Source organism: Kitasatospora sp. NPDC057518 (genome assembly GCF_042802075.1).
In the GTDB taxonomy this organism is placed as follows: Bacteria; Actinomycetota; Actinomycetes; order Streptomycetales; family Streptomycetaceae; genus Kitasatospora.
On the sequence record NZ_JBHVEU010000471.1, the window covers coordinates 1 to 6,842 of the forward strand.

Annotated in this window: 6 protein-coding genes; 4 read left to right on the forward strand and 2 right to left on the reverse strand. The window is 74.7% G+C overall.

What is annotated here, in order from left to right; all coding sequences use genetic code 11:
- The first annotated feature begins 704 nt into the window (after positions 1–704).
- From ACFU7Z_RS33445 to ACFU7Z_RS33455, 3 genes are all read left to right on the forward strand, one after another.
- Entirely contained in the window at positions 705–1,199 is a 495-nt protein-coding gene (locus ACFU7Z_RS33445; protein WP_049656052.1) for a hypothetical protein, read from the forward strand.
- Between the two features lie 80 nt (positions 1,200–1,279).
- On the forward strand, positions 1,280–1,363 hold the full coding sequence (locus ACFU7Z_RS33450) for a putative leader peptide (protein ID WP_350526312.1): 84 nt from the start codon (positions 1,280–1,282) through the stop codon (positions 1,361–1,363).
- A 168-nt stretch (positions 1,364–1,531) separates the two neighbouring features.
- Positions 1,532–2,914, forward strand: coding sequence for an acyl-CoA dehydrogenase family protein (locus ACFU7Z_RS33455; RefSeq protein ID WP_380781674.1), 1,383 nt, complete (start codon positions 1,532–1,534; stop codon positions 2,912–2,914).
- Between the two features lie 65 nt (positions 2,915–2,979).
- On the opposite strand, the gene ACFU7Z_RS33460 is transcribed toward ACFU7Z_RS33455, so the two are convergent.
- The gene (locus tag ACFU7Z_RS33460) at positions 2,980–4,224 is read right to left on the reverse strand and encodes a phosphotransferase (protein ID WP_380781676.1); all 1,245 of its coding nucleotides are present in this window, start codon (positions 4,222–4,224) and stop codon (positions 2,980–2,982) included.
- 524 nt (positions 4,225–4,748) lie between these two features.
- On the opposite strand from ACFU7Z_RS33460, the gene ACFU7Z_RS33465 reads away from it, so the two are divergent.
- Positions 4,749–6,230 carry a hypothetical protein gene (locus ACFU7Z_RS33465; RefSeq protein WP_049660292.1) on the forward strand — a complete coding sequence of 494 codons (1,482 nt, stop codon included), beginning with the start codon at positions 4,749–4,751 and terminating at the stop codon, positions 6,228–6,230.
- Between the two features lie 88 nt (positions 6,231–6,318).
- Here ACFU7Z_RS33465 and ACFU7Z_RS33470 read toward each other — a convergent pair.
- Positions 6,319–6,842 (reverse strand): PAS domain-containing protein (locus ACFU7Z_RS33470; RefSeq protein WP_380781678.1); only part of this gene is annotated, 524 nt, incomplete at its 5' end.

The window sequence follows — 6,842 nt, forward strand, 5'->3', positions numbered from 1 at the left end:
GACCCCCGGTCGACGGGGGTCCGCTCCGTAGACGATCTTTCGGGTCCGAAACATCACAACTGATGATCCATTGAGCGTGCCCCGTCAGAATTTCTGTTGACTGTTAGACAAACGCAGCTCAGAGTAAGAGCACGGGCAGACGCCGTGCCCACCGCCCCCACGCGGCCAGACACGGCGCCTGCTGTGCGGCCCGGCAGTACTGCCAGGCCATCCTCCCAGTCATCCCCTGCGCACCGGGGTGCGTCGGCCGGTCCCGGCCCCGAGATGGGGCCGGCAGTCGCCGGGAGGTTGGCGCCGAAGCCGAGAGCGACTCGGATGACGGCACCGGTGCTCGGGACCCGCACGCCCCCACGCGGCGGCGTCCCGAGCAGATCCACGGGAGCGACGGGCCGGGGCCCCGCGGATCTGGCTTGTGAAACTTGGAACTGTTGGCTTGTGTGTTCGTGCTGTGTGCGACGACGAAGCTGGGTGCTCGGCGGTTCGGCACGACAAGTGCACAGTGAGGGAAACGCGTGTAGGGCCGCGTTGCGACATGCCGTCCCCCCGGAGGGTGAAACCCAGAACGGCTGTCGTGCTGAACCGAACGTAGCCCGGACGGTTGCTCAGAGTCAACATTGGTCTCTGAGCGTCGATCTCCCGGCCACCCCCCGGCGGTGCCCCACCCACCTCGCGAACGCGGTGTGCCGGACACGTACGATGTTCCCATGTCTTTTCTCCGCCGTCGCTCCGGACAGCCCGCCGGCCCGGACTTCGACGTGCTCGCGATGGACCCGGGCGACTGGCCCGGTGACTTCGGTGCGGCCATGATGACCGGCCCGGACGGCTCCTGCCAGGGGATTTTCCTGCGCTACGACCTGTTCGGCGGCAGAGGTCCGGCGATGTTCATCGGCAACCTCCCCGAGGGTTCGCCCGCCCGGGAGACCGGCGACGAGGTGCCCTTCGAGGTGCGGCAGCTGCTCGCGGCGCTGGAGAACGACGAGCCGGTCGAGTTCGTCTCGGCCGAGGACTTCCCGGTGATGCTCGGGGACGACCTGCTGATCGTGAAGAAGGTCAAGGTCAGCGAGGAGCGCGTGTTCTGCGCCCAGTTCGGCCGCAGCGACGGCGTCCTGGTCACCGTCGCGTCCTGGGACCGACCGATTTCGGACGACCTGTATCAGCTGCTGAAGCCGCTCCCCGCGGACATGTTCCAGCAGGGCTGATCCCGCCGGGGCCGGCCGGCTCCGCCCGGGGGTCGGACGCTGCTTGACGGTATCGATCAACGGTTCGTACAGTCGCGAACATGCCGTGCCGCCTTCCGTTGCTGACCCGTCGCAGGCATCTGGACCTGCGGCGCACCGCCAGCGCGGCGTGTCCGGGCCGCTGAGGGGGGATTCGTCCCCCGGCGGCGGGCGATCGGCCGGGTGTCCGGTCGGCGCCGGGACCAGGGGCGGGCCGTGAGCCGGCCTCCGGGGCCGCCGATCGCCACCGCGCGCCCGTACGGCGTGCCGCCCGCACCTGCCGAGCCCACGCTGCCGCCCGGAGGCACAGCATCATGACCACTCGCGCCGCCAACCGTTCGACCGCCGAGCGTTCGTCCGAGGACCACGCGTCCGACGACCGCCCCGCTGACAACCGTTCGCCCAGGAGCGCGTCCGCCGGACGCCGTTCGGGGACCGCCGCTCCGCCGGCGGGTTCCGAACCGACGGGTTCCGGCCATCTCGAATCCACCGGTTCCACACCCACAAGTTCCGCCCCCGGCGGCGCGGCACCCGACCGGAGCGCGGTCGAGACCGCCCTCGCCGGACTGCCCCGGGTGGTCGACCTGCTGGCTGCCCGCGCCGAGGAGCACGACCGCGACGCGACCTTCCCGTACCAGGGGATCGAGGCCGTCCACGAGGCCGGACTGCTCACCCTCACCGTCTCCGAGCGGTACGGCGGTCCGGGCGGAACGCTCGCCGACACCGTCCGGGTGCTGTCCCGACTCGGCCGCGGCGACGCCTCGGTGGCCGTGGTCACCGCCTTCACCCTGCTCCAGCACGCCGAGCAGGCCCGCCGGGCCGACTGGCCGACGGCGGGCTACCGGCGGCTGCTCACCGAGTCCCGGCGCGGCCCGGCGCTGGTCAACACGCTGCGGGCGGAGCCCGGTGCCGGGGCGGGCGAGCTGCCCGGCACGGTCGCCCGACGGGACGGCGACGGCTGGCTGCTGACGGGCCGGAAGACGTACTGCACCGGAGCCGAGGCGCTCGCCTGGATGGCGGTGACCGCGCGGACCGACGAGGAGGAGCCGCGGATCGGCACCTTCCTGGTCCGCGGCGAGAGCGAGGGCCTGGAGATCGACCCGACCTGGGACCAGCTCGGGCTGCGGGCCAGCGCCAGCCACGACGTGGTGCTGGACGGGGTCCGGGTGCCGGGCGACCTCGCGCTCGGCCTGACGAACGGTCGCCGGACAGCCCGTCAGAGTGCCGACGCCGACGCCGAGCTCTCGTCGGCCTGGCACGACTTGGCCCTCTCCGCCGTGGCGATCGGGGTCGCCCGGGCCGCCGAGGCGTGGCTGATCCGCTTCCTCAACCAGCGCACCCCGGCCAATCTGACCGAGCCGCTCGGCACCCTGCCCCGCTACCGGACCGCCCTCGGCGAGATCGAGGCCCAGTTGATCGGGGCCGAGGAACTGGTCGAGGGCCTGGCCTCCCGGGTGGACCGGGGCGACCAGGAGGCCGTCGCCCGGACCGGTCCGGCCCACCTGCTGGCCACCCGGGCCGCGACGGCGGTGGTCCAGCAGGCCGTCGCCCTCACCGGCAACCCCGGCCTGAGCCGGCGTCACCCGCTGGAGCGCTACCTGCGGGACGTGCTCAGCAGCCGGGTGCACCTGGCCCCCGACGAGACCGTCCTGGAGGCCGCCGGCCGGGCCGCCCTGGAGCGGGGCGCCCGGCCGTAGGGCCCGTCGTCGAACTCCCGGGCCCGGCGGGTCCTGACGGCGGTCCGACGGGCCCCGGCGGTGGCTCAGCGGGTCCCGACCGCGGCGCGGACGGCCCGGCGGGCGAGCGCCGCGTCGTCGTAGAGCCGGCGGATCATGATCCGCTGCTCCTCGCCGGCGCCCGGCACGTCGTACAGCCGGATCTCCCGCATCAGCACCAGCACCAGGTTCACCAGGAACGCGTCGCGGGCCAGCGTGCCGCCGCTCTGGGCGAGTTGGCTGATCTGGCGGCGTGCCGCGGTGTCCCCGGACAGGACGCTCCAGAGCACCGCCAGGTCGTAGCCGGGCAGGTACCAGCCGGCCTGCTCCCAGTCGACCAGCACCGGCCCGGACGGCGCCAGCAGCATGTTGCTGAGCAGGGCGTCGCCGTGGCAGAGCTGGAGCGGGGTGCTGCCGAGGCCGTGCAGCAGGCCGCGGAGGTCGCCGGCGTCCCGGTCGGTGAGCTGGCCCACCGAGTGGTAGCGGGAGATCTCCAACTGGTAGTCCAGGCGCGGCTGGAAGACGTCGGTCGGCGGCCGCCACAGGTTCAGCGTGCGGACCGCGGTGAGCAGCGCCCGCACCTCGCCCGGGGTGGGCGCGTTGACCGGGTGGCGCTCGCGGGCCGCCGGGCGCCCCGGGACGCGCTCCATGACCAGCACGCACCGGTCGTGGTCGGCCGCGACCAGCCGGGGCAGCCGCACCGGCGGACGGTGCCGGACGAACGCCCGGTAGACCGCCACCTCGTGGTGGAAGTCGGCCACCAGCTGCTCGAAGTACTCACTCCGCACCGCCTGCGGCGCCAGGCACTTGGCGACCACCGGAGCCCGCCCGATGGTGCCCGCCACCAGGATGTGGCGGCTGCCCTCGCGCAGGACCTGGCGCGGGGTGAACGCGGGACATATCCGCGAGACGCCCGCGAGCGCCGCCCGGACCGCCGGGGTCTGGAGCGCCGACGGGTCGATCCGCTCCGGGCCGCCGCCGACGGGCAGGCCGGGCCGCCGGGCCCGCAGCACCTGGCCGTCGGCCTGCCGGGCCAGCGGCATCCGGCCGCCGCCCGGCAGGGCGGCCTCGGGGGCCCGCAGGCCCAGCGCGGTACGGCCGGCGGGGCCCAGCGCCGTACGGCCGGTCGGGACGACCCGGGTGTCCGTGGCCCGGCCCTCGGCGCCGCGCGGGACCGCGGGACGGCTCGCCGGGGGCACGGCCCTGGGGCCGGTGCGGCCGGCGGCTGCGGTGGGGGGGCGCAGCGCTGGGCGGGTCGCGGTGGGCGTGGGGGTCGTCGCTGAGGAGTACATGGGCTGAGGGAGGTCCCTTCCGGTCCGTCGGCGGGTGCTTGCCCCGCGGGGGCGGGGGAGGGCCGGTGCCGTGTGCTTCCTGGCGTGACGGCGGCCCTGCGGGTGGTGCGGTACGTCGTGCGGTGCGCTGCTCCGCGCGGTACCCCGTAGCGGTGCGGTCGGTGGTGCGCGGGCGCCGGGCACGGACGCGGGGTCAGGAACCCCTGGTCGGCGGTGCTCCGGCCGTCCGCACCCTGGGGAATGCGGTCGGCCGGACTGCCGTGGCCGTGCCCGGCGCTCCCGCGCCACCCGGCCGCGCCACCCCCTCGGGTGAGGACCGGGAGCGCCCCGTGCCACCGTCGGGGGACAGCCCCGACGCTGGTGGGACACCGCCCGACCCGGGGGGCGAGGTGGCGCACCCCTACAACACACCCGTCGGGCACTGGCTTAGTAGTCTGGCGGGCCCTGGCGAACGGTGGCGAATGCTCGCCCGGCACTTGCCCGAGCCTCTAGCCTCGGATCAGCCGAGGAACCTGGGGGCTTCGTTGAGCAGGGAACCCAACACCCGACTGGCCGACCTGTTCGTCCTGACCGGATGGTCGAAGGGCGAGCTGGCGCGGCTGGTCAACCGTCGGGGTGCCGCGATGGGGCAGTTGCAGCTGTCCACCGACACGTCGAGGGTACGGCGTTGGATCGAGCAGGGGGAGATCCCGCGCGATCCGGTGCCGAGGGTGCTGGCGGCCGTGTTCACGGAGCGGCTCGGCCGTGTCGTCACCACTGAGGACCTCGGTCTGGAACGACACCGGCCCACCAGGTCCGGAGCGGACGCGTCCGCAGCAGTGCCATGGTCGCCGGATCGAACAGCCGCGGTCCTCACCGAGTTCACGGGAATGGACCTCATGCTGAACCGACGTGGATTGGTGGGCGCTGGAGCCGCGCTCACGGCCGGGGCGGTCATCGCCGACTCGCTGAAGGGCTGGCTGGGCGGGGACGCGGTCGCGTACGCGGCCTCCGTCCCCGGGCCGCGACAGGCGGTCGCCGGGGGCGGAGCGCACCCGGCGGCGGACGTGTACGACGCGGGCCCGGTCGGGCTCGACGAGGTGGAGTCGCTGGAGCACTCGGTACAGGTGTTCCGGGCCTGGGACGCGGCCCGCGGCGGCGGGTTGCAGCGCAAGGCGGTGGTCGGTCAACTGAACGAGGTCGGCGGCCTGTTGACGCACCGGCACGCACCGGCGGTGGAGCAGCGGCTGTGGCTGGTCGCGGCCAACCTGGCGGTGCTGGCGGGCTGGATGTCGCACGACGTGGGGCTGGAGCCCACCGCCCAGAAGTACTTCATGATCGCGGCCGACGCGGCCAAGGAGGCCGGCGACCGGCCACGGGCCGGCGAGGCGATCTCCCGGGCCGCGCGGCAGATGGTGCACCTGGGCCGGGCCGACGAGGCGCTGGACCTGATGTCGGCGGCCAAGGCGGCCGGCGGCCGGCTGCTGCCCAGAACGCGCGCCATGCTCAACACCGTCGAGGCGTGGGCGCACGCCTCGATCGGGCACTCCCAGGACACCTATCGGCTGCTCGGGGAGGCCGAGGACCTGTTCACCGAGGAGGCGCCGGAGCCACCGCCCTCGTGGATGCAGGTGTTCGACGAGGCCGAACTGCGCGGCATGCAGGCCCTGGTGCTGCGCACGCTCTCCGAGCACGACCCGGGGGCGGCCCCCGAGGCCCGCCGGCACGCGGAGCGGGTGATCACCCTGCGGGAGGGGACCGGGCAGCTGCGGTCGGCGCTGTTCGACCGGATCACCCTGGCCTCGGTGCACCTGCTCACCGGCGAGCCGGACGCGGCGCGGTTCCAGGCCAAGATGGTGATGAACCTGATCGGCCAGAACTCCTCGCACCGGACCTGGGACCGGCTGCGCGAGATGTACCGGCTGACCGCGCAGTACCGGGGGCTGCCCGTGGTGGACGAGCTGCGGGAGGAGCTGGGCCGGGCGCTGCGGGCGGCGGACGCCAAGAACCGGCGCCGGCTGACCTGACGGGCTCCCGGACGTACGGGCCCGGGCCGGGCCTTCGTGCGGGCTGGGGCCTCGGAGTGCCGGGCTATGAGGGGCGGGGGTTGTCCGCTCAGTGCGGCGGGGCCGGGCGGAGCAGCATGCGCAGCGCGACGACCGTGCCGTCGGTGCCGAGGACGGGCTCGCCCGCGCACTCGACGCCGTCGTACCGCCCGTCGGGCCGGCGGACCCGCAGGGTGCCGGCGGCGCAGCGGCCGTGCACCAGGGCGTCGGTCATCATCCGCCGCAGCAGCGGCCGGTCCGCCTCGGGGAGGCGGTCGGGCAGCCGGTCGAGGCTGAGCGGGCCGTGGCCCGGCTCGCAACCGAGGAGGAGGTAGGCCTCCGGGCTCCACTGGATCCCGTCGGTCAGCAGGTCCCACTCGGCGGAGCCGATCGGGCCGTCGTCGGTGATCGCGTCGTGGTCGCCGCCGGCGCCGAGGTACGGGCCGGTCGGCTCCTGGGCCGTGCCGTCCACTCTGCCGTCCGTTCCGCTGTCGGCGTCGCCCGTACCGTCGCCCGTGCCGTGTCCGCCCGGGCCGCCGGCGCCGACCGTGACGCCGTTCGCCGTGCCGCTCCCGGCGCTCGCCGTACCGCCCC